Annotated in this window: 21 protein-coding genes and 2 pseudogenes; 15 read left to right on the top strand and 8 right to left on the bottom strand. The window is 64.8% G+C overall.

Annotation, left to right across the window (positions count from 1 at the left end; translation table 11 throughout):
- Window positions 1-448 precede the first annotated feature (448 nt).
- From FVF58_RS21810 to fghA, 3 genes are all read left to right on the top strand, one after another.
- The gene (locus FVF58_RS21810) at window positions 449-1,906 is read left to right on the top strand and encodes a xylulokinase (RefSeq protein WP_149671920.1); all 1,458 of its coding nucleotides are present in this window, start codon (window positions 449-451) and stop codon (window positions 1,904-1,906) included.
- Window positions 1,907-2,158: 252 nt separating this feature from the next.
- Complete coding sequence (locus tag FVF58_RS21805; protein WP_088175690.1) at window positions 2,159-3,265, top strand: S-(hydroxymethyl)glutathione dehydrogenase/class III alcohol dehydrogenase; 1,107 nt, start codon at window positions 2,159-2,161, stop codon at window positions 3,263-3,265.
- Between the two features lie 15 nt (window positions 3,266-3,280).
- Window positions 3,281-4,132: an S-formylglutathione hydrolase gene (gene fghA, locus FVF58_RS21800; protein WP_149671919.1), complete on the top strand. Its 852-nt coding sequence runs from the start codon at window positions 3,281-3,283 to the stop codon at window positions 4,130-4,132.
- Between the two features lie 81 nt (window positions 4,133-4,213).
- Here the strand turns inward: fghA and FVF58_RS21795 are convergent, their stop codons facing one another.
- The 4 genes from FVF58_RS21795 to FVF58_RS21780 form a co-directional block, all read right to left on the bottom strand.
- Entirely contained in the window at window positions 4,214-4,996 is a 783-nt protein-coding gene (locus FVF58_RS21795; protein ID WP_149671918.1) for a metal ABC transporter permease, read from the bottom strand.
- Window positions 4,989-5,972, bottom strand: coding sequence for an ABC transporter ATP-binding protein (locus FVF58_RS21790; RefSeq protein ID WP_149671917.1), 984 nt, complete (start codon window positions 5,970-5,972; stop codon window positions 4,989-4,991). Before FVF58_RS21790 ends, FVF58_RS21795 begins: the two co-directional genes overlap by 8 nt.
- Window positions 5,969-6,949 (bottom strand): metal ABC transporter solute-binding protein, encoded by a 981-nt coding sequence (locus FVF58_RS21785; protein ID WP_149671916.1) that lies wholly within the window; start codon window positions 6,947-6,949, stop codon window positions 5,969-5,971. The genes FVF58_RS21790 and FVF58_RS21785 overlap by 4 nt, the downstream gene beginning before the upstream one ends.
- 99 nt (window positions 6,950-7,048) lie before the next feature.
- Window positions 7,049-7,528, bottom strand: coding sequence for a Fur family transcriptional regulator (locus tag FVF58_RS21780; RefSeq protein WP_149671915.1), 480 nt, complete (start codon window positions 7,526-7,528; stop codon window positions 7,049-7,051).
- Window positions 7,529-7,862: 334 nt separating this feature from the next.
- Here FVF58_RS21780 and FVF58_RS21775 point away from each other — a divergent pair, with 334 nt between their 5' ends.
- The 7 genes from FVF58_RS21775 to FVF58_RS21745 all read left to right on the top strand — a co-directional run bounded on the left by FVF58_RS21775 (window position 7,863) and on the right by FVF58_RS21745 (window position 14,260).
- Entirely contained in the window at window positions 7,863-8,645 is a 783-nt protein-coding gene (locus FVF58_RS21775; protein ID WP_149671914.1) for an L-iditol 2-dehydrogenase, read from the top strand.
- A gap of 85 nt (window positions 8,646-8,730) precedes the next feature.
- Window positions 8,731-10,053: an ABC transporter substrate-binding protein gene (locus FVF58_RS21770; protein ID WP_149671913.1), complete on the top strand. Its 1,323-nt coding sequence runs from the start codon at window positions 8,731-8,733 to the stop codon at window positions 10,051-10,053.
- Between the two features lie 151 nt (window positions 10,054-10,204).
- Complete coding sequence (locus FVF58_RS21765) at window positions 10,205-11,140, top strand: carbohydrate ABC transporter permease (protein WP_149671912.1); 936 nt, start codon at window positions 10,205-10,207, stop codon at window positions 11,138-11,140.
- A gap of 38 nt (window positions 11,141-11,178) precedes the next feature.
- Entirely contained in the window at window positions 11,179-12,012 is an 834-nt protein-coding gene (locus FVF58_RS21760) for a carbohydrate ABC transporter permease (protein ID WP_188130897.1), read from the top strand.
- Window positions 12,009-12,698 (top strand): HAD family hydrolase, encoded by a 690-nt coding sequence (locus FVF58_RS21755; protein WP_149671910.1) that lies wholly within the window; start codon window positions 12,009-12,011, stop codon window positions 12,696-12,698. Before FVF58_RS21760 ends, FVF58_RS21755 begins: the two co-directional genes overlap by 4 nt.
- Before the next feature lie 98 nt (window positions 12,699-12,796).
- A complete protein-coding gene (locus FVF58_RS21750; RefSeq protein ID WP_149671909.1) occupies window positions 12,797-13,906 on the top strand; it encodes an ABC transporter ATP-binding protein in 1,110 nt (369 codons plus the stop codon).
- A gap of 57 nt (window positions 13,907-13,963) precedes the next feature.
- On the top strand, window positions 13,964-14,260 hold the full coding sequence (locus FVF58_RS21745) for a DUF1330 domain-containing protein (protein WP_149671908.1): 297 nt from the start codon (window positions 13,964-13,966) through the stop codon (window positions 14,258-14,260).
- A gap of 123 nt (window positions 14,261-14,383) precedes the next feature.
- Here FVF58_RS21745 and FVF58_RS21740 read toward each other — a convergent pair whose 3' ends face one another.
- From FVF58_RS21740 to dalD, 3 genes are all read right to left on the bottom strand, one after another.
- Complete coding sequence (locus tag FVF58_RS21740; protein ID WP_149671907.1) at window positions 14,384-15,331, bottom strand: sugar-binding transcriptional regulator; 948 nt, start codon at window positions 15,329-15,331, stop codon at window positions 14,384-14,386.
- A gap of 82 nt (window positions 15,332-15,413) precedes the next feature.
- Entirely contained in the window at window positions 15,414-16,895 is a 1,482-nt protein-coding gene (gene xylB / locus FVF58_RS21735) for a xylulokinase (protein ID WP_149671906.1), read from the bottom strand.
- A gap of 114 nt (window positions 16,896-17,009) precedes the next feature.
- Window positions 17,010-18,422: a D-arabinitol 4-dehydrogenase gene (gene dalD, locus FVF58_RS21730; protein ID WP_149671905.1), complete on the bottom strand. Its 1,413-nt coding sequence runs from the start codon at window positions 18,420-18,422 to the stop codon at window positions 17,010-17,012.
- Between the two features lie 562 nt (window positions 18,423-18,984).
- On the opposite strand from dalD, the gene FVF58_RS21725 reads away from it, so the two are divergent.
- The 5 genes and pseudogenes from FVF58_RS21725 to FVF58_RS21705 all read left to right on the top strand — a co-directional run bounded on the left by FVF58_RS21725 (window position 18,985) and on the right by FVF58_RS21705 (window position 22,648).
- Window positions 18,985-19,965, top strand: a complete 981-nt coding sequence (locus FVF58_RS21725; RefSeq protein ID WP_149671904.1) for an AraC family transcriptional regulator — start codon at window positions 18,985-18,987, stop codon at window positions 19,963-19,965.
- A 108-nt stretch (window positions 19,966-20,073) separates the two neighbouring features.
- Window positions 20,074-20,409 (top strand): annotated as a pseudogene (locus FVF58_RS21720) (ABC transporter permease); the annotation flags it as partial.
- A 42-nt stretch (window positions 20,410-20,451) separates the two neighbouring features.
- A complete protein-coding gene (locus FVF58_RS21715; RefSeq protein WP_149672011.1) occupies window positions 20,452-21,540 on the top strand; it encodes an alcohol dehydrogenase catalytic domain-containing protein in 1,089 nt (362 codons plus the stop codon).
- 35 nt (window positions 21,541-21,575) lie between these two features.
- Window positions 21,576-21,914: pseudogene (locus FVF58_RS21710) on the top strand (FGGY-family carbohydrate kinase); the annotation flags it as partial.
- Window positions 21,911-22,648, top strand: a complete 738-nt coding sequence (locus tag FVF58_RS21705) for an SDR family oxidoreductase (RefSeq protein WP_149671903.1) — start codon at window positions 21,911-21,913, stop codon at window positions 22,646-22,648. The pseudogene FVF58_RS21710 and the gene FVF58_RS21705, both read left to right, overlap by 4 nt.
- A gap of 30 nt (window positions 22,649-22,678) precedes the next feature.
- On the opposite strand, the gene kynA is transcribed toward FVF58_RS21705, so the two are convergent.
- On the bottom strand, window positions 22,679-23,644 hold the full coding sequence (gene kynA / locus FVF58_RS21700; protein WP_149671902.1) for a tryptophan 2,3-dioxygenase: 966 nt from the start codon (window positions 23,642-23,644) through the stop codon (window positions 22,679-22,681).
- Window position 23,645 lies beyond the last annotated feature (1 nt).

Here is a 23,645-nt window from a genome sequence, read left to right as displayed (position 1 = left end):
GGGCCTATTCCGGCATTCCCGGTGACGATATGCGAGCGGGTCGTTTGAAAGGTGATTTAAAGGCGCGCGCGCGGGCGATCGGGGCTCAGCCCTTTGCAGCGGCGATGTGCGGCCGCTCGCCGCGCCTGCCCGGCGCGCGGGGATATATGTGAGAATCAATGAGGTGTATCGCGGCTCGCGCATAGTCCTGTTTTCATGCGGCGCGCGGGACAGCGGGGTTAACCCTCGATTCGGGATTTTCAGCGTGTTGTCGGGTGCGTGGCCGAAGCTGCGAGGTGGCGGTGTCAGATACCCTGGGTGAGCGCACTCGTGGGAATTTTTGCGCGCTTTTTGCGTACTCTGCGCACGCTCGCCGAGTGATTGATGCGTGCTTCACCCGCGCTTCACGCACGCGTTCCTCGCGCCCGATGCACATCATTCTTCTCCTCCTTTTGACGACCCATCGCCCATGAGTTTTCTCGGCATCGACCTCGGCACCGGCTCACTGAAAGTGGCAATCGTCGACGCACACGGCTGCGAGCAGGCGGTGTCGAGCGTCGCTTATGCGCTCGACACACCGCACGCGGGTTGGGCGGAAACATCCGTGCAGACATGGTGGCGCGCGCTCTGCGACGCAATGACGCGCTTGCCCGGCGAATTGCGCCGCGACGTGCAGGCGATCGGCTTCTCGGGCCAGATGCACGGCGTCGTGTTGCTCGACGCGGCGGGCGAAGCGTTGCGTCCCGCAATGCTCTGGCCCGACACGCGCGCGCTGGATCTGCTCGATGCGTGGCCCGAGCCGCAGCCGAATCCGGTTGCGCCGGGCATGGCCGGTCCGTTGCTGCGCTGGATCGTGCTGCATGAGCCGCAGGTCGTGCGCGCCACGCGCTGGGCGCTGCAGCCGAAGGACTGGCTGCGCGTCGCGCTCGGCGGCGCGGTGGTGACCGATCCGTCCGACGCCTGCGCGACCGCGCTCGCCGATCCCGCCGGCGTGTGGGACACGGCGCTGCTCGCACGCCTGCAGATTCCGCGTGAATGGTTCGCACCGCTGGCGCCATCGTATGCCGCGGGGGGCGTGCTGTCGGAGAGCGCGGCGCGTGCGCTCGGCTTGCGCGCCGGGATCGTGCTCGCGACCGGCGCCGCCGATACGCCGTGCGCGGCGCTCGGCAGCGGACTCGCGCACGACGGCGACGCGTTGCTCACCACCGGCACCGGCGGACAGATCGTCGTGCTTGCCTCGCAGGCGCCCGCCGCGGCGAAGGGCTTGCATCGCTATCGGGCGGCGAGCGATCACTGGTATCGGATGGCGGCGATGCAGAACGTCGGCATCGCGCTGGAGCGGGTGCGAGGCTGGCTTTCGTATGAATGGGGGGAGGCCTATCGCGAGGCGTTCGGCGATGGAGCGGACTCGATCACGAACGCCAACGACAGCGCCGCAGCGAGCCTGACCTTCCTGCCCTACCTCACGGGTGAGCGCACGCCCTGGCTCAACCCGCATGCGCGTGGCGGCTGGCTCGGCCTCGCGCTCGAGCACACACGCGGAGCGATGATGCGCGCCGCGTTCGAAGGCGTCGCGTTCTCGCTGCGCGCCGGGCTCGATGCGATTCGCGCGAGCGGCGCAACGGTGACGGCATTGAAGCTTGCCGGCGGCGGTTCCGTCGACGCGCGCTGGCGTCAATTGCTCGCCGATGCGCTGAACGTCGAACTGCATGCGGTCGATTGTCCCAATGCCGCGCCGCGTGGCGCGGCGATTCTTGGCGGCCTCGCCAGCGGGCATTGGCACGCCCATGATCTCGCCGCGCTCGCGCCGGGCGCGACGCGCGTCGCGGGTCCGCGAGACGATGCGGCGCTCGCCGCACGTTACGCGCGCTTTCTCGATCTGTACGGCCGCGTCGAAACCTGGTTCGGCGACGCGACGCTTCGTTAGCCGAAGCAATGTCGCCCTTGGACAACGCCATGACGCGCTTTGCAATACCATTACGCTTTTTGTGCGCCAGGCTGGAACCCGGCGTGCGCTGCCGGCCGGTCGGGACGACATGGGCCGCAGCAACGTGGACCGCCGCGTCGCGCATGAGTCACGCGCAGCGCGCGAAACGAGGACACCCACGGGACCTCCACGCGCCCCGACGCACCGCACCGCGACGCGCGTCGCATTCATAGACTCACAGGAGCATTGACGATGAAAACCAAAGCAGCAATCGCATGGAAAGCCGGCGCCCCGTTGACGATCGAGGAAGTCGATCTGGAAGGGCCGCGTGCCGGTGAAGTCCTGATCGAAGTGAAGGCGACGGGCATCTGCCACACCGACTACTACACGCTGTCGGGTGCCGATCCGGAAGGCATCTTCCCGGCGATTCTCGGTCACGAAGGCGCGGGCGTGATCGTCGATACCGGTCCGGGTGTCGGCACCCTGAAGAAGGGCGACCACGTGATTCCGCTGTACACGCCGGAATGCCGCCAGTGCAAGTTCTGTCTGTCGCGCAAGACCAACCTGTGCCAGGCGATCCGCGCGACCCAGGGTAAGGGTCTGATGCCGGACGCCACCTCGCGTTTCTCGCTCGACGGCAAGCCGCTCTTTCACTACATGGGCACGTCAACTTTCTCGAACTACATCGTGGTGCCGGAAATCGCGGTGGCGAAGGTGCGTGAAGACGCGCCGTTCGACAAGATCTGCTACATCGGCTGCGGCGTGACGACCGGCGTCGGCGCGGTCGTGTATTCGGCCAAGGTCGAGGCGGGTGCGAACGTGGTGGTGTTCGGTCTCGGCGGCATCGGCCTGAATGTGATCCAGGGCGCGAAGATGGTCGGCGCGGACAAGATTATCGGCGTCGACATTAACCCCGGCCGCGTCGAGCTCGCGAAGAAGTTCGGCATGACGCACTTCATCAACCCGAACGAAGTCGAAAACGTCGTCGACCACATCGTGCAGCTCACCGATGGCGGCGCCGACTATTCGTTCGAGTGCATCGGCAACACCAAGGTGATGCGCCAGGCGCTGGAGTGCACACACAAGGGCTGGGGCCAGTCGTTCATCATCGGCGTGGCGGCGGCGGGCGAGGAGATCAGCACGCGTCCGTTCCAGCTGGTGACGGGCCGCGAGTGGAAGGGCTCGGCATTCGGCGGCGCGCGCGGGCGCACTGACGTGCCGAAGATCGTCGACTGGTACATGGAAGGCAAGATCAATATCGACGATCTGATCACGCACCGCCTGCCGCTCGAACGCATCAACGAAGGCTTCGATCTGATGAAGAAGGGCGAGTCGATCCGCTCGGTCGTGCTCTACTAAACGAGGAACGTCGCGATGCTGGAACTCATTTCGGCGCACGCGTGCCATGGCGGCGAGCAGCGCATCTACCGGCACGACTCGCAGACCATCGGTCTGCCGATGCGCTTCTCGGTGTATCTGCCGCCGCAGGCTTTGCAGGCCAATGCGAACGTGCCCGCGCTGTTCTATCTCGCCGGTCTCACCTGCACGGAAGAAACGTTTCCGACGAAGGGGGGCGCGCAGCGCTTCGCGGCGCAGCACGGCATCGCGCTGATCGCGCCGGATACCAGTCCGCGCGGCGCCGGCGTGCCGGGCGAAAGCGCGGCGTGGGACTTCGGCGTGGGCGCGGGCTTTTACGTCGACGCGACGCAAGAGCCCTGGGCGCAGCACTATCGCATGTACTCCTACGTGCGCGATGAACTGCGCGAAACGGTGCTCGCCGATCTGCCGGTGGACGGCGCGCGGCTCGGCGTCTTCGGGCATTCGATGGGCGGTCACGGCGCGCTGATGCTGGCGCTGCGCAATCCGGAGATCTATCGGTCGGTGTCGGCATTCGCGCCGATCGCCGCACCGATGCGCTGCCCGTGGGGCGTGAAGGCGTTCAGCGGCTATCTGGGCGAAGACCGCGAAGCGTGGCGGCAGTACGACGCGAGCGAGCTGGTGGCGCACGCGTCGCGCAAGTTCGCGCAGGGGATTCTGGTCGATCAGGGACTCGCGGACCAGTTCCTCGCCGAGCAGCTGAATCCGGAGGTGTTCGAAGCCGCCTGCCAGGCCGCAGGGCAGCCGTTGACGTTGCGCCGTCACGCGGGCTATGACCACGGTTACTACTTCATCTCGACGTTCATCGAGGATCACCTAGCGCATCACGCCAAGGTGCTGAACGGCTGACCTCGTTGTCATTCGCGAGGGCGATGGCGGCGGCATGCAGGTGTGCCGCCGCCATCGGCCAGCCGGCGCGCCAGCGCTCGCTCAACGCCGCCCCAACAAACTCCCACCATACACCACAGCCGACAGCACGGTGATCCAGAAGCTGGTCGGCCAATCGGTATAGAACGCCAGCGTCAGACCCAGCCACGCCTGCGCCAGCGCGAACACGGCGGCGAGCACGAGTCCGGCCGAGAGCCGCGTCGTCATGTTTTGCGCCGCGGCGGCCGGGCCGACCATCAGCGTGAACACCAGCAGCACGCCGACGATCTGCGTGCATGCCGCGACGGCGAGCGCGGCGATGGTCAGAAACAGCATCGACACCAGACGCAGCGACACGCCCTTGGCTTCGGCCAGTTCCGGCTGCAACGAAGCGAACAGCAGCGGCCGCATGATCGCCGCGAGCGCGCCCAGACTGACGACGCCCAATGCGGCCAGCACGCCGAGCGTCGATGCATTCACGCCGAGCACGTTGCCGAACAGCAGCGCGGTGACCTGCGTCGCGTACGCGGTAAAGAAGTGCAGAAACAGCAAGCCGAAGCCGAGCGACAGCGACAGGATCACCCCGATCGCCACGTCGCGTCCGGCGAGACGTTCGCCGAGCGCGCCCATGCCGACGCCTGCCGCGAGCGTGAAGCCGATCATCCCCCAGATCGGCGAGATGCCGATCAGCACCGCGCCGGTCGCGCCGGTGAAGCCGACGTGCGAGAGCGCGTGGCCGGCGAAGGTTTGTCCGCGCAGCACCAGAAAATAGCCCACCACGCCTGCCAGCACCGCGACGATCCCCGACGCCGCGAATGCGTTCACCATGAAATCGTATTCAAACATCGTGCTTGTGTCCGTCGCGTGAGTCGTGCTGGTGTGAGTGGCCCTGCGCGCCGCCGTGGTCGTGCGAATGCCCGTGTGAATGCGAGTGCGAGTGAGCGTGGCCGCCATCCTCGTCGTGTTCATGCTCGTGATCGTGCTTCTCGACTTCGACACCGCCCGACATCACGAAGATGCGGCCGTTCACGCGCATCACGTCGATCGGCGAGCCATACAGGCGCGATAGCACCGGCCGCGTGATCACTTCGTCGACGGTGCCGAGCGCCGCCACGCCGCTGCCGAGATACAGCACGCGATCGAGCGAGTTCAGCAGCGGATTCAGTTCGTGCGCGGAAAACAGCACGGCGATGCCGAGTTCCTGCTGCACCGTGCGCACCAGTTCGACCACGCTCTTCTGATGATGCGGGTCGAGGCTGATCAGCGGTTCGTCGAGCAGCAGCAGCTTCGGATTGCCGAGCAGGCATTGCGCGAGCAGCAGCCGCTGACGTTCGCCGCCCGACAGCTCCGACAGTGGCCGCTCGGCCAGCTTGCGGCCGCCGACCAGATCGAGCACGCGCTCGACGTCGGCGCGGGTTTTGGCATCCGCATGCGGCAAGCCCCAGCGATGGCCGTCGGCGGCCATCGCGACGAAATCGCGGCCGCGCACGCGGCGGCCGGCGAGCGCGCTGCGCGTCTGCGGCATATAGCCGATCGACGCGTTGCCGCGCTCGACCGGCTGCCCGAGCACGCGGATCGCGCCTTGGGCCGCGGGCACGAGGCCGAGCACGGCGCGCATCAGCGTGGTCTTGCCCGCGCCGTTCGGCCCGAGCACGCCGATGAATTCGCCCTGGTTCACCACGAAGCCGGTGTCGCGCAAGATCGTACGGTCGCCGAGTTCGAGCGTCACGTGTTCGAGTTCGAGCACGGGTGCGCCGCGGGGGGCGCCAGTAAGTGCGCTCGCGGGCGCGCTGGCTGGCGCGTTGCGGCCAGTCGAAGTCATTGGGTTTTTCCTTTGGCGCCGGCCGCTGCCTTCGCGCTGTTCGCTCCGCTTGCACCGTTCACATCGCCTGCGGCCAGCGCAGCGCCCAGCGCGTCGAGCTGGGTCAGCATCCACGTCTGATAGGTCTTGCCGGCCGGCTGGGTTTCGGTGACGCTCATGGTCGGCACCTGCGATTGCTGCGCGAGCTTCAACATGCGTTGGGTCAGAGCCTCGGTTGCCTGGCTGTTATAGATCAGAACGCGCACGCGCCTGTCGCGCAGATCACGTTCGAACGCGGCGATATCGGCCGCGCTGGCTTCGGTGTCGTTCATGGTCGCGAGCTGGAAGCGCTGGTTGCGCATCGTCAGGCCCACCGCGTCCGACATATAGCCGAACACCGGCTCGGTCGCCGTGACCGGCACGCCGGCGTAGCGGCCATGCAGTTCGGCGACCTTGGCGTCGATCGGCTTGAGCGAGTCGAGAAATTTCGCGAGGTTCGCATCGTACGCCGACTTGTGCGCGAGGTCAGCCGCGATGAGCGCGCCGCTCACCGCGCGCGCCACTTTCGGCATGGTCGCCGGGTCGTACCAGAGGTGCGGATTGTCGCCGCCTTTCTTGCCGGTCAGATCGGCGGCGACGATCGTGGTGCGCTTCGCACCCTTCGACGCGGCCAGCAGTTTCGCCATCCACGGATCGTAGTCGGCGCCGTTGTAGACCACAAGGCTCGCACGCTGCAACGCGCGCGCGGTTTTCGGGCTGGCTTCGAACAGATGCGGGTCCTGGTCCGGATTGCTGAGGATGCTCGTCACGTCGACGCGATCGCCCCCCAGTTGCTGCACCACGTCGCCATAAAAGTTCTCTGCGGCGACCACCGGGATTTTCGCGTCCGCGGCAAACGCGCCGTGGCCGAACGCGAACGCCGCCGCGCCTACGGCCACGCACGTCGACAGTTTCAGCGCACGGCGCGCCCCGAACCATATCGAGCCGATTTTTTTCATCATTGTTTCCTGCTGCCTGAAAGTTGAATGAACTGCAAACGTTAGGGGCCGTGGCGGCCCGCGGCCGGCGCGGCTGCGGGCATCAGCTCGTGCGCGGCTTCATGACGAACCGCCCACGGGACGCGCCGCGCGGGCGCACGGCGCGCACAGACCGCTGAGTTCGATCACCTGGCGATGCACTTCGAAGCCGTTCGCGGGACCGCTATGGGACAGCTGGTCGGCGAGGTCGTCGCCGGGAATTTCGACGGTCGCGCCGCAGCCGTCGCACATCAGAAACTGGCTGCGATGCGGCACGCCGACTTCGCAGCAGGCCACGTACGCATTCTTCGATTCGATCCGATGGACGAAGCCGTGCGCGAGCAGAAAGTCGAGCGCGCGGTACACGGTCGTGGGCGGCATGCGGCCGCGCTCCGGTTCGAGCGCAGCCAGCAGCTCGTACGCGCCGACCGGCCGCTCGCTGGCGACGATCGCCGCGTACACCTGACGGCGCAAAGGCGTCAGCGCGAGTCCGTGCGCGGCGGCGTGCGCGTCGGCATGCGCGAGCCGCACGGCGTGGTGTTCTGCAATCGACGTAGCCATCGGCATGGACCTCCAGACAAAGCGGCAACCAACCGCAATTCAGACCGCAAAGGCTTCGAAGCGAAGCAAGGCCGCAATGATATAACGTATCTCGAATTTTTGTCAGCGGCCTGCCCGCAACGCGAATTGGCTGTCGTCGATTTCTCGTACTAGTGTTGCTGAAGGCACGAGCAACGTGCGCGGCGTCCTTCCGCGCTGCACCATCGAAATCTGGTCGAGCGCCTTGACATGACCGGGTCCGTATCCGATCATTCGATCACTAGCAGAGCAATTGTTCGCGCAATGAGCGTTCGCTCGCTGCGCCTCAAGAAGCAGAACGAACCGGAGACAGGCAGTGGCGGCACGATTGCAAGACAAGGTGGCCATTCTCACGGGCGCGGCCAGTGGAATCGGTGAGGCGGTGGCCCGGCGTTATCTGGACGAAGGCGCGCGCTGCGTGCTGGTCGACGTGAAGCCGGCGGACAGTTTCGGCGACGCGCTGCGCGCCGCTTACGGCGAGCGCGTGCTGAGCGTGAGCGCCGACGTCACGCGCCGCGACGACATCGAGCGCATTCTGGCGAGCACGCTGGAGCGCTTCGGCCAGGTCGACATTCTGTTCAACAACGCGGCGCTCTTCGATATGCGCCCGATCCTCGACGAATCCTGGGACGTGTTCGACCGCCTCTTCGCGGTCAACGTGAAGGGCATGTTCTTCCTGATGCAAGCGGTCGCACGCCGGATGGTCGAGCAGGGCCACGGCGGCAAGATCATCAACATGTCGTCGCAAGCCGGACGGCGCGGCGAGGCGCTGGTGTCGCACTACTGCGCGACCAAGGCGGCCGTGCTCAGCTACACGCAATCCGCGGCGCTTGCGCTCGCGCCGCACAAGATCAACGTGAACGGCATCGCGCCGGGCGTCGTCGACACGCCGATGTGGAACGAAGTCGACGCGCTCTTCGCCCGCTATGAAAACCGGCCGCTCGGCGAGAAGAAGCGGCTGGTCGGCGAAGCGGTGCCGCTCGGCCGCATGGGCGTGCCGGACGATCTGACCGGCGCCGCGCTGTTTCTCGCCTCGGCCGACGCGGATTACATCACCGCGCAGACGCTGAACGTCGACGGTGGCAACTGGATGAGTTGAACGTGGGCACGCAACCCTGCGCGATCCCTGTCGTTTTCGTAGAACAAACGCAGCACCACATAACGTACGAGAAAGGAGACAACACATGAAACCAGCTTTCAAATCCACGCTGAAGGCGGTCAGTGCCGGCGCGGTTGCATGCTTTGCGTTGAGCGCGTCGGCGGCCACCGTGACGATCGCGACGTTGAACAACCCGGACATGATCGAGCTGAAGAAGCTCTCGCCCGCATTCGAAAAGGCGAATCCGGACATTAAACTGAACTGGGTGATTCTCGAGGAAAACGTGCTGCGGCAGCGCGCCACGACCGACATCACGACCGGCAGCGGCCAGTTCGACGTGATGACGATCGGCGCCTATGAAACGCCGCAGTGGGGCAAGCGCGGCTGGCTCACGCCGCTCACCAATCTGCCCGCCAGCTACGATCTGAACGACGTCGTGAAGACGGCCCGCGACGGCCTGTCGAGCGGCGGCCAGTTGTACGCGCTGCCGTTCTACGTCGAAAGCTCGATGACCTATTACCGCAAGGATCTGTTCGACCAGAAGGGCCTGAAAATGCCCGATCAGCCGACCTACGACCAGATCGCGCAATTTGCCGACAAGCTCACCGACAAGGCCAACGGCATCTACGGCATCTGCTTGCGCGGCAAGGCGGGCTGGGGCGAAAACATGGCGTATGGCACGACGGTGGTGAACACCTTCGGCGGCCGCTGGTTCGACGAGAAGTGGAACGCGCAGCTCACGTCGCCGGAATGGAAGAAAGCGATGACGTTCTACGTCGATCTGCTGAAGAAAGATGGTCCTCCGGGAGCCAGCTCGAACGGCTTCAACGAAAACCTCACGCTGATGTCGTCGGGCAAGTGCGGGATGTGGATCGACGCGACGGTGGCGGCCGGCATTCTGTACAACAAGCAGCAGTCGCAGATCGCGGACAAGGTCGGGTTCGCCGCGGCGCCGATCGCCGTCACGCCGAAGGGTTCGCACTGGCTGTGGGCCTGGGCGCTGGCGATTCCGAAATCGTCGAAGCAGCCCGACGCGGCGAAGAAGTTCATCACGTGGGCCACGTCGAAGGACTACATCGAACTGGTCGCGAAGGATGAAGGTTGGGCTTCGGTGCCGCCGGGAACGCGCAGTTCGACGTACGCGCGCCCCGAGTACCAGAAGGCCGCACCGTTCGGCGCTTTCGTGCTGAAGGCAATCGAAACGGCCGACCCCGATCACCCGACCCTCAAGCCGGTGCCGTACACCGGTGTGCAGTTCGTCGGGATTCCTGAGTTCCAGTCGTTTGGCACCGTAGTCGGTCAAAGCATCTCCGGTGCGGTTGCCGGCCAGATGACGGTCGATCAGGCGCTGGCGGCCGGCAATGCGACCGCGGATCGCGCGGTGAAGCAGGCCGGTTATCAGAAGTAACGTGGCAAGCCAGCCACTTCAGTGATGTGGTACGCGCCGGCTGACGCCCGTCAGCCGGCTCACGCAGCACAGCGGGACGTTCCCGCCGCGCTTCGCGCGGCAGACGCCGTTCAGGCGGACGCCCCGCGCATTACCGAACAGGTGGTCAATCATGCGTCCTTTGCGCCTACCTCTCATGCACGCCCATCCCCAGACAGAAAAAGAACGCGAAATCCGCAAAGCCAATTCGGCCCGCTGGCTGGTCTCGCCATCGGTCGCCGTGCTGGTGCTGTGGATGGCGATTCCGCTCGCGATGACGATCTGGTTTTCGTTCTCGCGCTACAACCTGCTGAACCCCGATCTGCGCGGCTTCGCCGGCTTCGACAACTACCGGTATCTCGCCAGCGACCCGTCGTTCGGCCCGTCGATCGTGCATACGCTCCAACTGATCGTCTCGGTGCTGGTGATCACGGTGGTCGGCGGCGTGCTGATGGCGATTCTGTTCGACCGCAAGTTCTATGGCCAGGGCGTCGCGCGGCTGCTGGCGATCGCGCCGTTCTTCGTGATGCCGACGGTCAGCGCGCTGATCTGGAAGAACATGATCCTGCACCCGGTGTACGGGCTCATCGCCCAGGGCATGCGCGCGGTGGGCATGCAGCCGATCGACTGGTTCGCCAACTATCCGCTCACCGCAGTCATCATGATCGTCGCATGGCAGTGGCTGCCGTTCGCGTTCCTGATCCTGTTCACGGCGATCCAGTCGCTCGATCAGGAGCAGAAGGAAGCGGCGCGCATCGATGGCGCGGGTCCGTTCTCGATGTTCTTCTACATCACGCTGCCGCACCTGAGACGGGCCATCGCGGTGGTGGTGATGATGGAGACCATTTTCCTGCTCTCGATCTTCGCCGAAATCTATACGACCACGGGCGGCGGTCCGGGCAACGCGACCACCAATCTGTCGTACCTGATCTTTTCGCTGGGCCTGCAACAGTTCGACGTCGGTCTCGCATCGGCGGGCGGCATTCTCGCTGTCGTGCTGGCCAACATCGTGTCGTTCTTCCTCGTGCGGATGCTGGCGAAGAACCTGAAAGGGGAGTACGAAAAATGAGCCACGTTGCCTCCACTCCGGCGTCGACAACGGCGCCCATGACCGTGCCGGCAAAGTCGCCGTTCGACGCGATCCGCCGCGGACTTCCCGGCGTGATCGCCTGGCTGGTCGCGTTGCTGCTGTTCTTCCCGATCTTCTGGATGACGATCACCGCGTTCAAGACCGAGCAGCAGGCTTATGCGTCGTCGCTGTTTTTTACGCCGACGCTCGAGAGCTTCCGCGAGGTGTTCGCGCGCAGCAATTACTTTTCGTTCGCCTGGAATTCGATACTGATCTCAGTGGGCGTCACGCTGCTGTGCCTGATTCTCGCGGTGCCGGCGGCTTATGCGATGGCGTTCTTCCCGACGCGCCGCACGCAGAAAGTGTTGCTGTGGATGCTGTCGACCAAGATGATGCCGTCGGTCGGCGTGCTGGTGCCGATCTATCTGCTGTGGAAAAACAGCGGCCTGCTCGATACGGTGTCGGGTCTGGTGATCGTCTACACGCTGATCAATCTGCCGATCGCGGTGTGGATGTCGTTCACGTACTTCGCCGAAATTCCGCGCGACATTCTCGAAGCCGGTCGTATCGACGGCGCCGCGACGTGGCAGGAAATCGTCTATCTGCTGATGCCGATGTCGCTGCCGGGACTCGCGTCCACCGCGCTGCTGCTCGTGATCCTGTCGTGGAACGAAGCGTTCTGGAGCATCAACCTGTCGAGTTCGAACGCCGCGCCGCTGACCGTGTTCATCGCGTCGTATTCGAGTCCTGAAGGTTTGTTCTGGGCCAAGCTGTCGGCGGCTTCGCTGTTGGCGGTCGCGCCGATCCTGATCGTCGGGTGGTTGTCGCAGAAGCAACTGGTGCGCGGCCTCACGTTCGGGGCGGTCAAATGACGCCAGGCAAGCTCGCGTTGATCTGCGATTGCGACGGCGTGCTGATCGACAGCGAAGCCGTGGCGGCGCAGATGCTGGTGCACGAACTGGAAGCGCGTTGGCCCGATACCGTTGTCGAGCCGGTGGTGCTGCCGCTGCTCGGCCTGCGCATCGAGAGGGTGTTGCAGGGCACGGCGGCCCAGCTCGGCAAAAGCTTGAGCGCCGCTGACATCGACGCGATTCGCCGCGCGGTGGAAGCGGCGGCGATAGAGGCGCCGGTGGTCGAAGGCATCGAGGCCGCGCTGGCCCAGGTGCCGCTCGTCAAAGGCTGCGCGAGCAACAGCTTCCGGCCATACGTGGAGACTGTTCTGGCGCGCACGGGCCTCGTGCGGTTCTTCGGCGAGCGCCTCTTCTGCGCCGACGCGGTGCCGAATCCGAAGCCCGCGCCCGATGTCTATCTGGCGGCGGCGCAAGGGCTCGCACTCGCGCCGGCCGCGTGCCTCGTGGTGGAGGACAGCGTGACGGGCGTGACGGCGGCGAGCGCGGCGGGCATGACGGTGCTCGGCTTTGTCGGCGGCGGTCATGCGAGCGACGCGCAGATCGACAGGCTGCATGCGGCCGGCGCGCGTCACGTATTCGACGACATGCAGCAGTTGCCTGATCTGGTCGCGCAGTGGACGCTGAGCGCGACGGCGGCGGCGCCTTGAGCGCGCGCTTTACGGCGACGAAAACTGAACGCACAGGCACGCATAGGCAATACCCAGACAACACCCAGGCAACACACAGCATTACACGGAGACAGATCATGGCAAGCGTAACTCTGCGCAACATCAGAAAGGCCTACGACGAGAACGAAGTGATGCGCGACATCAACCTCGACATCGCGGACGGCGAGTTCGTCGTATTCGTAGGCCCGAGCGGCTGCGGTAAATCGACCTTGATGCGGATGATCGCGGGTCTCGAAGACATCACCGGCGGCGACCTGACCATCGACGGCACACGCGTGAACGACGTGCAGCCCGCCAAGCGCGGCATCGCGATGGTGTTCCAGTCGTACGCGCTGTATCCGCACATGACGCTGTACGACAACATGGCGTTCGGCCTGAAGCTCGCCGGCACCAAGAAGCCGGAGATCGACTCTGCCGTGCGCAACGCGGCGAAGATCCTGCACATCGACCATCTGCTCGATCGCAAGCCCAAGCAGTTGTCGGGTGGCCAGCGCCAGCGCGTGGCGATCGGCCGCGCGATTACGCGCAAGCCGAAGGTGTTCCTGTTCGACGAACCGTTGTCGAACCTCGACGCCGCGCTGCGCGTGAAGATGCGCCTCGAATTCGCGCGTCTGCACGATGAACTCAAGACCACGATGATCTACGTGACGCACGATCAGGTCGAAGCGATGACGCTGGCCGACAAGATCGTCGTGCTGTCGGCGGGCAATCTCGAGCAGGTCGGCAGCCCGACCATGCTGTATCACGCACCCGCGAACCGTTTCGTCGCGGGCTTCATCGGGTCGCCGAAAATGAACTTCATGGAAGGCGTCGTGCAGTCGGTCACGCATGACGGCGTCACGGTGCGCTACGAGTCGGGTGAAACGCAGCGCGTCGCGGTGGAACCGGGCGCGGTCAAGCAGGGCGACAAGGTGACGGTCGGCATCCGACCCGAGCATCTGCATGTGGGCACCACCGACGACGGCGTGTCGGCCCGCACGATGGCGGTCGAATCGCTCGGCGACGCGGCGTATCTGTATGCGGAATCCAGCGTCGCGCCGGACGGCCTGATCGCGCGGATTCCGCCGCTCGAACGACACGGTAAGGGCGACACGCAGAAGCTCGGCGCCACGCCCGAGCACTGCCATCTGTTCGACAGCGAAGGGAAAGCATTCCAGCGTAAGATCGTTGAAGTGCTGGCCGCGTGAGGTTCGGGAAAGCGGCGGGCGCGCCGCTTTCCGTTCATTCACGTTCAGGAAACGCTCATGCCCGCCTATGTGGTCATCACGCGCGAGAAAACGCTCGACCCCGCCAAGCTGGAAGAATACAAACAGATCGCGCCCGCAGTCTTCGAACAGCATCCTGTGATGATGCTCGCGAGTCACGGGCGCAAGGAAGTGGTGGAGGGGCCCGCGATCGAGGATATTCTGATTCTCGAATTCACCGGCTACGATGAAGCGCTGGCGTGGTATCGAAGTCCGGCGTACCAGGCTGTGAGCGAGACGCGGTTGAAGGGCGGCGATTACCGGATCATCATTACCGAGGGGTTGCCGCTGCTGTAACGCGGTGGGGTTCCGCTTTCCTTTTGTAGTTTCACTCAGGCCGCGATCCGCGAACCGGCGTGCGTGACTGCCTGTCTAGCGAACGCATACAGCCGAACGCATACAGCCGCAAAGCCACAAAGCTCACGCTTCCAATGCCGCCCGCGCGCACAACTCATCGGTCACCAATCCCGACAGCCAGCCGCCCTTGAGCACCGCGATCAGCGCTTCGCGCTTGCGCTGCCCGCCGGCGAAACCGATTGTCGGGCGGCGCGGCGGCGTATCGAGTGCGATGCTCGTCACGCGCCGGCCGGTCGGCGATTCGACGTGCGCGCCGGCGGCATCGATCGGCAAGCCGAGCATTTCCGCCACCGCGCCGTTCTGCATCAATTCCTTCACTTCCGCCGACGTGATGAAGCCGTCTTCGTGCAGCGGACACTTCGGCCCGATATTGCCGATCCCGACGAACGCGACATCGGCTTGCGCTGACAGCGACTCGACGATCCGGTACAGCCGGTGATTGCACCACTGCGCGCGCTCGGCCTCGCTATCGGCGAGCAGCGGCGCGGGCAGCAGGAAATGCTTGCCGCCCGTCTTCTCGGAAATGTGCAGCGCGACGTCGTAGCGGTTCGACGAGCCGTCCTGCGCGATCGCGCCGACCATCGACACCAGCCGATGCTGCGGACGGTCCAGTTGCGCGATCTGATCGACTGCCGCCTTTAGCGTGCGGCCGCTGCTCACCGCGACCACCATCGGCTTTTCGGCGCCGAGATAGCGTTCCATCACCTGAGCGCCGGCCACCGCCAGCTTGCGGTCGACTTCGTCGGATGTGTCGCCGTCGATCGGCACGACTTCGCACATGCTGAGGCCGTAGCGTTTCGACAGTTGATCCGCCAGCGACAGACAGTCGGCCAGTTTGTGATCGACGCGCACACGAATCAGATTCTTTTCCACCGCGAACGCAACCAGCCGTTGCGCGACCGGCCGTGAGACCTGCAGCTTCTCGGCGATCTCGTTCTGGGTATTGCCGGCGACGTAGTAAAGCCACGCCGCGCGAGTAGCGAGATCGAGTTTTTCTGTGGACTTGGGCACGGTAACGGTTCGCTTGAAGTGCGCCGATGATAACAGCCGGTCTGCGCCTCTCAGCGGCAGCCGGCCGTGGTTTGCCGCTGACTCAGGCGAGCGGCGCTCGCGCCGGATCGAACAGCGGCCGCACGTGACGATACAGTGCGCGATACGTTTCGAGCCGCGTGCGCAACTCCGCATGCCGGCGCGGATTCGGTGTGAACTCCTTTTCGATTGGCGGCTTGGTCAGCACCGTGGCCGGATCGCCGCCAGCAGCCAGCCAGCCGAGCCGCGCCGCGCCGAGCGCCGCGCCGGTTTCGCCGCCGCCGTGTTTGCGGGTTGCGGTATCGAGCGCATCCGCCAGCAGTTGCGCCCAGTAATCGCTGCGCGCGCCGCCGCCGAGCAGCGACAGCGCCTTCGCTTCAGTGCCGGCCGCGCGCAGCGCGTCGAGGCCGTCGGTGAGCGCGAGCGTCACGCCTTCGAGCACCGCATAGCCGAGCAATGCGCGATCGGTTGCGTGATTCATGCCGAAGAACACACCTTGCGCATACGGGTCGTTGTGCGGCGTGCGTTCACCGGACAGATACGGCAGGAATAGCGGCGCGGTGGTCAACGCGTCGGCGGGGAGCGCCTCGATTTCGGCGAGCAGGGTCGGCTCGTCGGTGGAGGTGAGCTTGCAGACCCAGCGCAAACAACTCGCCGCCGACAACACCACGCTCATCTGATGCCAGCGGTCCGGAATCGCGTGACAGAAAGCGTGCACGGCGGACGCCGGGTTCGGCCGAAAACTGTCGCCGACCACGCACAGCACGCCCGACGTGCCGAGCGACACGAAGCCGTCGCCCGGTTGCGTCGCGCCGATGCCGATCGCGCTGGTGGCGTTGTCGCCGCCGCCGGCCGCGACGACCACGTCGCCAGGCAAGCCGAATTCGCGCGCCACTGCGGGCAGCAGCGTGCCGGACGGCGCACTGCCTTCGGCGAGGGCCGGCATCTGTGCGCGCGTCATGTTGCATGCGGCGAGCAGCGACTCCGACCAGTCGCGTTTGGCGACATCGAGCCACAAGGTGCCGGCCGCATCCGACGGATCGGACACCTTGCCGCCCGTCAGTTGCAGGCGCAAATAATCTTTCGGCAGCAGCACGCAGGCGGTTCGCGCGAAGATCTCCGGTTCATGGCGCGCGACCCACAGCAGCTTCGGCGCGGTGAAACCCGGCATTGCCAGATTGCCGGCGACGCTATGCAGATCCGGCGCGCGCTCGGTCAGTTCTGCGCACTCCTTGTCGCTGCGCATGTCGTTCCACAGGATCGCGGGGCGCAGCACGCGGTCCTCGGCATCCAGCAGCACCGCGCCGTGCATCTGCCCCGACAGGCCGATGCCGCGAATCTGCGCAAATTCGTCGGGATGCCGCGCGCGCAATGCGGCGAGCGCCGCGCGCGTGCCCGTCCACCAGTCCTCGGGATTCTGCTCGGCCCAACGCTGATGCGGACGCGAAACGGTAAAGGGCGAGCCTGCGGTGCCAATCACGCGTCCATCGGAGGCGAGCAGCAGAACTTTCACTTCGGACGTGCCGAGGTCGATGCCGAGATACATGGGCGCGAAACCTTCGTCGTTAGGGATGCGCTACTTTAGCCGCACATGCCGCGCGCTGCCATGCGCATTAAGCCTGGCAGCGCGCGTGATTCGAAACAGGGCGCAGTGCGGTGTTCAAACCGCGCCGCGTTTGGCGAGCCAGACATCGACGCGCGCGAGCGCGCCCGCGAGCGCCGCTTCCAGTTCCGGGGTCTGCGCCATGCTGCCCCATAGCAGACGGTCCGCGGCGAACGCCTGCAACGGATCGGGCGCCGCGAAGAAGCTGCGCGCGACGCGCTCGTCCATCACGCCGTCCTGATATGCATACGGCAGCTTGCCGGCGTGCCAGCGTTCGAGAAAGCGGAAGAACAGCGCGGGCAGCACCGCCGTCGCGGCGGGCGTGGCGCCGCGTTCGAAACACTCGGACAGTGTCGGCGCGATGAACCCCGGCAGCTTCGAAAAGCCGTCGGCCGCGACGCGCTGGTTGGTGTCCTGGATATACGGATTGCTGAAGCGTTCGAGCACCACGTCGCGATACCGTTCGAGATCGAGCGGACTCGGCGACAGACATGGGATCACGTCCTCGGTCACGTAGTCGAATGCGAACTGGCGAATGTCCGCGTCGAGCGTGCCTTCGTGAATGTAGTTCAGCCCGACCAGCGTGCCTGCCCACGCGATGCAGCTATGTGTCGCGTTGAGAATGCGGATCTTCGCTTCCTCGTACGGCAGCACCGAGTCGACCAGTTCGGCGCCGACCTTCTCCCATGCTGGGCGGCCGGCGATGAAGCGGTCTTCGATCACCCACTGGATGAACGCTTCGCCCATCACCGGACACGCGTCGTCGACCCCGGTCGCGGTCTTGACGCGCTCGCGCACGTCGGGCGTCGGACGCGGCGTGATGCGGTCGACCATCGAACTCGGGCAGACGGTGTGGTCGTCGAACCATTGCGCCAGTCCGGCGGCGCCGCGCCGTTCGAGAAACTCGCTCATGCCCGCGTGAAAACGCTCGCCGTTGCGGCGCAGGTTGTCGCAAGTCTGCAGCGTGACGGGGCCCGCTTCGCGTTTCATGCGCGCGTCGAGAATCGCCGCCAGCGCGCCGTAGATCGTGGTGTGGCCGCCTTTGAGGTCGGCGGCGAGATCGGCGTTCGCGGTATCGAGCCGGTCGTCTTCGTCGAGGTAGTAGCCGCCTTCGGTGACGGTGAACGCGATGATCTTGCAGGCCGGATCGGCGCCCGCTTCGATCAGCGCGTCGAGGTTTTCGGTCCACGGCACCACGCGCTCGATCGAACGGATCGTCTCGTACGCGCGCTCGCCCTGCGGCGTGACGGTCTCGAGCGTATAGACGCCGTTTTGCGCGGCGAGCGCTTCGAGCACCGCGTTCATGTCGCTGCGGATATTGCCGACGGTCAGCGACCAGTGCGGCTCGCCGGCCGGCTTCGCCTCGTTCAATCGATGCAGATACCACGCCTGATGCGCGCGATGAAACGATCCCGCGCCGATGTGCAGGATCACGTGTGCGGCTGCGCCGCTGCCTTGCCCGCTGTTCATGTGTGTCTCCTGTGTCGATGGGAGTTAGCGCTTTAGCGCTTACTCCCATCCCATGACCTGGTTGCCAAGTTAGCGCTTTAGCGCTTACTCCCATCCCATGACCTTGTTGCCGAGTTAGCGCTTCAGCGCCTACTCCCATCTCATAACCTTGTTGCCGAGTTAGCGCTTTAGCGCTTACTCCGGTGCCATGATGGTTGCAGCTGCTCGCACGGCTCGGAGCCTGCCTTTATCTCGGATGGAGCATTTGCTCTGCATGTGAGCGAATGATCGTACCCGGCGAAACGAAAGTCAAGGCGGCGCGCCAGGGTTTTCGTGGCGCAGCGCGGCGTGGCGGGGGTTGGCCGGCTCTTTGCGGTCGCTTGGCGGGCGCTCGCAAGCGGCTCGCGGTGGGTATTGCATTGCGTCAAATTTGACGCCGGACGCGTCAGGATTAACCCCGATGCAAAAAAGTATTGGTCCACGGTCTCATTTTTAGTGGTGGCCGGCGCGTTTGAAGACTACTTTTCGGTCTACAAGACGAAAATCAGCGGCCGGTCCGACGGCCGCTTCATGGAGGCAGACAGTGCAACCCGATCTGGAAATCGTGGCCGTGCGCCGCGACGAATCGTTCAAGGTGTGGTCGCATGGCTATCCGTACCGAACGGTGCGCTGGCACTTTCATCCGGAATACGAAATTCATCTGATCGTCGCGACCACCGGCAAGATGTTCGTCGGAGACCACATCAGCAGCTTCGCGCCCGGCAACCTGGTGTTGATCGGGCCGAACCTGCCGCACAACTGGGTCAGCGACGTGCCGGAAGGTGAGACCATCGCGCAGCGCAACCTGGTCCTGCAGTTCGGGCAGGAGTTCGTGTCGAGCTGCATCGACAGCTTTCCGGAGTGGCGGCAGGTCGAAGCGCTCTTGGCCGACTCGGGCCGCGGCGTGTCGTTCGGCGCACGCACCAGCGCGGCGATCCAGCCGCTGTTCATGGAATTGCTGGCGGCGCGCGGGTTGCGCCGGCTCGTGCTGTTCATGTCGATGTTAGAAATCCTGATGAACGCCGAGGACCGCGAAACACTCGCGAGTCCCGCGTATCAGGCCGACCCGACCGGCTTCGCGTCGACCCGCATCAATCACGTGCTGTCGTATATCGGCAAGAACCTCGCTAACGAGTTGCGCGAATCGGACCTGGCGCAGCTCGCCGGTCAAAGCGTCAGCGCGTTCTCACGGTATTTCCGCCGCCATACCGGCTTGCCGTTCGTGCAATACGTGAACCGGATGCGCATCAACCTCGCATGCCAGTTGCTCACCGACGGCGACCTGAGCGTGACCGATATCTGCTTCAAGGCGGGCTTTAACAACCTGTCGAATTTCAACCGGCAGTTCCTCGCGGTGAAGGGCATGGCGCCGTCGAAATTCCGCCGCTATCAGCAACTGAACGACGCGAGCCGCGACGCGTCCGAAGAAGCCGCCGCGCGTGGCGCGGGCATCGACGACGCGCCGGCCATCGTGCTCGCGCCGGGGCTGCCGCGCGGCGTCGCCGCAGCTTATCCGTTCACCTAGCCAGCAGTTGGCCAGCACCCAGCGCGCGACTGCGTAGTCCGTCGCCGGACTGTGAGCCGCAGGGTTTTACTTCAACCGCGTTTCAACACGTATCGCGCTGTGTTCGCACAGCAGGCGACGCGTCTGTCCGGCGTGCGCGTGGCGCGCGAAGCTGATCGTCTATACGGTCGCCGGTTTGACTTCCGCGTTTGCCGCGATCGTGCTGACCGCGCGTTTGATGAGCGGCCGGCGGAACGCGGGCGTCGGCTTCGAACTCGACGCGATCGCCGCCGTGGTAATGAGCGGCACCTCGATCTCGAGCGAGTGCGACTCGATCATCGGCGCGCTGTTGCTCGGCATGCTGAAAATGGCCTGAACATGCTCGGCGTGAATCCGTATGTGCAGAACGTGATCAAGGGCGGAATCATTCTGCTCGCGATTTACATCAGCCGCGTCCGCAGAAAGCCACTCTCTTTTCACTCATTCCTTCCTTGGCAGGACAACGCAATGACGACTCAATCCGACCAGCCGAACATGACCGCCATCGTCTGTCATGCGCCGAAAGACTATCGCGTCGAACAGGTGTCGAAGCCGCGCGCCCGTGCGCATGAACTCGTGATCCGCATCGCCGCGTGTGGCATCTGCGCGAGCGACTGCAAGTGCCACTCGGGCGCGAAGATGTTCTGGGGCGGCCCGAGCCCGTGGGTGAAGGCGCCGGTGATTCCGGGGCACGAGTTCTTCGGCTACGTCGAAGAGATCGGCGAGGGCGCGGCCGAACACTTCGGTGTGAAGCAGGGCGAGCGCGTGATCGCGGAACAGATCGTGCCTTGCGGCAAATGCCGGTATTGCAAATCCGGGCAGTACTGGATGTGCGAAGTGCACAACATCTTCGGCTTTCAACGCGAAGTCGCGGACGGCGGTATGGCCGAGTACATGCGGATTCCGCCGACGGCAATCGTGCACAGGATTCCCGACGGCATCTCGCTTGAAGACGCGGCGATCGTCGAGCCGCTCGCCTGCGCGATCCACACGGTCAATCGCGGTGATGTGCAACTCGACGATGTGGTGGTGATTGCGGGCGCGGGTCCGCTTGGTTTGATGATGACGCAAGTCGCGCATCTGAAGACGCCGAAGAAGCTGGTGGTAATCGACCTCGTGGAAGAGCGCCTTGCGCTCGCGCGTGAGTACGGCGCGGACGTGACGATCAATCCGCAGCAGGACGACGCGCTCGCGATCATCCATTCGCTCACCGACGGCTACGGTTGCGACGTGTATATCGAAACCACCGGCGCGCCGATCGGCGTCAACCAGGGCATGGAGCTGATTCGCAAGCTCGGGCGTTTTGTCGAGTTCTCGGTGTTCGGCGCGGATACGACGCTGGACTGGTCGGTGATCGGCGACCGCAAGGAACTCGACGTGCGCGGCGCGCACCTCGGACCCTATTGCTATCCCATTGCCATCGATCTGCTGGCGCGCGGCCTCGTCACGTCGAAGGGCATCGTCACGCACGGCTTTTCGCTGCAAGAGTGGGACGAGGCGATCAAGCTCGCGGACTCGCTCGATTCGATCAAGGTGTTGATGAAGCCGCGTGCGTGAGCAGGATCGTGAACGTCAGTCGTGAACGGGGACTCGAGGCGGCCCGCAAAGGCGCACAATCTCTCGACGACGAATTGATCGTGGTGGGCGGCGCCGCGCATTCGGATTTGTGGATGCAGATCATCGCGGACGTCACAGGCTACCCGGTCCATGCGATCGAACCGGAAGTGGAAGCCGCGATGGGCGCGGCGTTGCTCGCGGCCGTCGGCGTCGGAATGATCGAGCGTGAAGCGGCCCAGGGCGGCTGGGTCACGTCGATCGAACGCGCGTAGCCCGACGCGCTGCGGATGGCGTAGTACGAATAGCGCTTCGGTGTTTATACAGACTTGTCTCCGGCTCTGAAGCCGGTCATCCATCGGTTGCAATCATCATGAATACGACCTTTGATTTTTCCGGCCGCTCGATTCTCGTGACGGGCGCTTCCAGCGGAATTGGCCGCGCGACGGTCGAGGCGTTGTGCGCGGCGGGCGCGAGTGTCGTCGCCGCGGCGCGCAACGTGAACGAACTCGCGCGGCTGGCCGAGGAAACCGGCTGCGAACCGCTAAGGCTCGACGTGAGCGACGAAGCCGCGATCGACGACGCGCTGGGTTCGCTCGACGTGTTCGACGGACTCGTGAATTGCGCCGGGATCGCGTTGCTCGAACGAGCGGTGGACACCACGGGCGCGAGCTTCGATCGCGTGATGGCGGTGAACACGCGTGGCGCGGTACTGATCGCGAAACACGTGGCGCGCGGGATGCTCGACGCGAAACGCGCGGGCAGTATCGTGAACGTGTCGAGTCAGGCGGCGCTGGTGGCGCTTGACGATCATCTGAGTTATTCGGCTTCGAAGGCGGCGCTCGATGCGGTGACGCGTGCGCTGTGCATCGAGTTGGGGCCGTTCGGGATCCGCGTGAACAGCGTGAATCCGACCGTCACGTTGACGCCGATGGCGGTGCAGGCGTGGAGCGAGCCCGCCAAACGCGAACCTGCTTTACAGGCGATTCCGTTGCGGCGCTTTGCCGAATCCGCCGAAGTCGCCGCGCCGATCATGTTCTTGCTGAGCGACGCGGCGTCCATGATCAGCGGCGTTTGTTTGCCGATCGATGGGGGATATACGGCCAGGTGAGCTTGTTTCTGCACAAGCGCGTTTTGCCGGCTATAGCATCGTCCTCACATGCCAAAGCTCGGGAAACAGCACCACGTCCAGCATCTTGCGCAAATAGGTCGCGCCGCTCGTTCCGCCGGTGCCCTGCTTGAAGCCGATGATCCGCTCGACCGTGGTCACATGCCTGAACCGCCATTGCCTGAACGCGTCTTCGAGATCGACCAGTTCTTCGGCCATCTCGTAAAGTTCCCAGTGCTGCGACGGATTGCGGTACACCTCGAGCCAGGCCGCTTCGACCGACGCGTCGTGAGTGGTAGGCTGGGTCCAATCCCGCTCCAGCCTCGAAGAGGCAATCGCAAAGCCCCGGCGCGATAGCAGGCGCACCACTTCGTCGTAGAAAGAAGGCGCTTCGAGCGCGGCCTTCACCTCGGCGAACACGTCCGCGCGATGCGCATGGGGCTTGAGCATCTGGTCGTTCTTGTTGCCGAGCAGAAACTCGATTTGCCGATACTGGTACGACTGGAAGCCCGATGAACTACCGAGATAAGGCCGCATCGCGGTGTATTCGGACGGCGTCATCGTCGCGAGAACGCTCCACGCCTGCACCAGCTGCTCCATGATCCGCGACACGCGCGCGAGCATCTTGAACGCCGGCGGCAGTTCGTCGCGGTGCACAGCCTTCAGCGCGGCGCGCAGTTCATACAGCGCGAGCTTCATCCACAGTTCGCTCGTCTGATGCTGGATGATGAACAGCATCTCGTTGTGATCCGGCGACAACGGGTGCTGCGCATCCAGCACTGTCCCGAGCGACAGATAATCGCCGTAGCTCATCGATTCGGAGAAGTCGAGCTGCGCGTCATGCCAGCCGCTGTCAGCGGCATCGGAAGCTTTGGCGGTTGAAGATGCAACTGAAGCTGCAGCGGAAGCAGCCGAAGCCCCCCCGCGCCCATGCCCAAACGGACACCCCTGCGTGACGGGTTCTTCCGGCAAACCCGGTGTTTGCATGTGATCGGTCATC

It is taken from the genome of Paraburkholderia panacisoli (assembly GCF_008369935.1).
Lineage (GTDB): Bacteria > Pseudomonadota > Gammaproteobacteria > Burkholderiales > Burkholderiaceae > Paraburkholderia > Paraburkholderia panacisoli.
Note: the sequence above shows the minus strand (reverse complement) of the source record. Positions and strands in the feature narration are given on the sequence as shown.

What these genes read in the sequence shown, in the direction of transcription:
- FVF58_RS21810 (WP_149671920.1), top strand. Translation starts at nt 449, where the DNA reads ATGAGTTTTCTCGGCATCGACCTCGGCACCGGCTCACTGAAAGTGGCA.
- FVF58_RS21795 (WP_149671918.1), bottom strand. Translation starts at nt 4,996, where the DNA reads ATGTTTGAATACGATTTCATGGTGAACGCATTCGCGGCGTCGGGGATC.
- FVF58_RS21705 (WP_149671903.1), top strand. Translation starts at nt 21,911, where the DNA reads ATGAATACGACCTTTGATTTTTCCGGCCGCTCGATTCTCGTGACGGGC.
- FVF58_RS21755 (WP_149671910.1), top strand. Translation starts at nt 12,009, where the DNA reads ATGACGCCAGGCAAGCTCGCGTTGATCTGCGATTGCGACGGCGTGCTG.
- FVF58_RS21715 (WP_149672011.1), top strand. Translation starts at nt 20,452, where the DNA reads ATGACGACTCAATCCGACCAGCCGAACATGACCGCCATCGTCTGTCAT.
- fghA (WP_149671919.1), top strand. Translation starts at nt 3,281, where the DNA reads ATGCTGGAACTCATTTCGGCGCACGCGTGCCATGGCGGCGAGCAGCGC.
- xylB (WP_149671906.1), bottom strand. Translation starts at nt 16,895, where the DNA reads ATGTATCTCGGCATCGACCTCGGCACGTCCGAAGTGAAAGTTCTGCTG.
- dalD (WP_149671905.1), bottom strand. Translation starts at nt 18,422, where the DNA reads ATGAACAGCGGGCAAGGCAGCGGCGCAGCCGCACACGTGATCCTGCAC.
- FVF58_RS21790 (WP_149671917.1), bottom strand. Translation starts at nt 5,972, where the DNA reads ATGACTTCGACTGGCCGCAACGCGCCAGCCAGCGCGCCCGCGAGCGCA.
- FVF58_RS21785 (WP_149671916.1), bottom strand. Translation starts at nt 6,949, where the DNA reads ATGAAAAAAATCGGCTCGATATGGTTCGGGGCGCGCCGTGCGCTGAAA.
- FVF58_RS21750 (WP_149671909.1), top strand. Translation starts at nt 12,797, where the DNA reads ATGGCAAGCGTAACTCTGCGCAACATCAGAAAGGCCTACGACGAGAAC.
- FVF58_RS21780 (WP_149671915.1), bottom strand. Translation starts at nt 7,528, where the DNA reads ATGGCTACGTCGATTGCAGAACACCACGCCGTGCGGCTCGCGCATGCC.
- FVF58_RS21770 (WP_149671913.1), top strand. Translation starts at nt 8,731, where the DNA reads ATGAAACCAGCTTTCAAATCCACGCTGAAGGCGGTCAGTGCCGGCGCG.
- FVF58_RS21745 (WP_149671908.1), top strand. Translation starts at nt 13,964, where the DNA reads ATGCCCGCCTATGTGGTCATCACGCGCGAGAAAACGCTCGACCCCGCC.
- FVF58_RS21760 (WP_188130897.1), top strand. Translation starts at nt 11,179, where the DNA reads ATGACCGTGCCGGCAAAGTCGCCGTTCGACGCGATCCGCCGCGGACTT.
- kynA (WP_149671902.1), bottom strand. Translation starts at nt 23,644, where the DNA reads ATGACCGATCACATGCAAACACCGGGTTTGCCGGAAGAACCCGTCACG.
- FVF58_RS21765 (WP_149671912.1), top strand. Translation starts at nt 10,205, where the DNA reads ATGCGTCCTTTGCGCCTACCTCTCATGCACGCCCATCCCCAGACAGAA.
- FVF58_RS21805 (WP_088175690.1), top strand. Translation starts at nt 2,159, where the DNA reads ATGAAAACCAAAGCAGCAATCGCATGGAAAGCCGGCGCCCCGTTGACG.